Annotated in this window: 1 protein-coding gene; it reads right to left on the minus strand. The window is 76.3% G+C overall.

From position 1 onward, the window contains the following. Positions 1–906: glycosyltransferase family 39 protein (locus GTW08_RS19945; protein ID WP_161152372.1), on the minus strand; the 906-nt coding region annotated here is incomplete at both ends.

Here is a 906-nt window from a genome sequence, read left to right on the forward strand (position 1 = left end):
ACCCCAGCCAGGCCGTGGGCAGCAGCGCGTAGGCCCACACGGCCGTCGCCGCGACCGCCGCGGCCAGCCACCAGCGGGCGGCCGCGGACGCACGGTCCCGCCACAGCGTCGCCCCGCCGATCCCGACCAGCGCGGCGACCGCCGGAGCCAGCGCGACGGTGTAGTAGCTGTGCACGATCCCGCCCATCAGGCTGAACGTCAGCCCGGTGACCAGCAGCCAGCCGCCCCACAGCACGGTCGCCGCACGCAGCGGGTCGGTGCGCGGTGCCCGCCGGGTCCACCACAGCAGCACGACCGTCAGCACGAGCGCGGCCGGCAACAGCCAGGACGCCTCACGACCCATCTCCGACCCGAACAGCCGCAGCAGCCCGGTCTCGCCCCAGCCACCGGCACGTCCGCCCGCGCCGCCGCCGACGGAGCCGACCTCGTCGCCGGTGAGCCGGCCGAAGCCGTTGTAGCCGAAGACCAGCTCCAGCACGCTGTCGCCCTGGGAGCCGCCGATCCAGGGCCGGTCCGCGGCCGGCCACAGCTCCACGACGAGCACCCACCAGCCCGCCGAGAGCAGCAGCGCGGCACCGGCGACGAGCAGCGCCCGGATCCGCGGCCACCAGGCGAGCGGGGCGGCGAGCAGCCACACGGCGGAGAACGCCGGCAGCACCAGGAACGCCTGCAGCATCTTGGTGAGGAAGCCGTAGCCGACCAGGAGGCCGACGAGCACCAGCCACCGGGTGCGGCCCTGCTCGACCGCCCGGGTGAGCGCGTAGGCGGCGCCGGTCAGGACGAGCACGAGCATCGCGTCGGGGTTGTCGAAGCGGAACATCAGCACCGCGACCGGGGTGAGCGCGAGCGCCGCCCCGGCGACCAGCCCGGCCCCCGGCCCGGCGACGCGCCGGACCGCGGCGTGCA

The organism is Pseudonocardia sp. SID8383, from assembly GCF_009864975.1.
Lineage (GTDB): Bacteria > Actinomycetota > Actinomycetes > Mycobacteriales > Pseudonocardiaceae > Pseudonocardia > Pseudonocardia alni.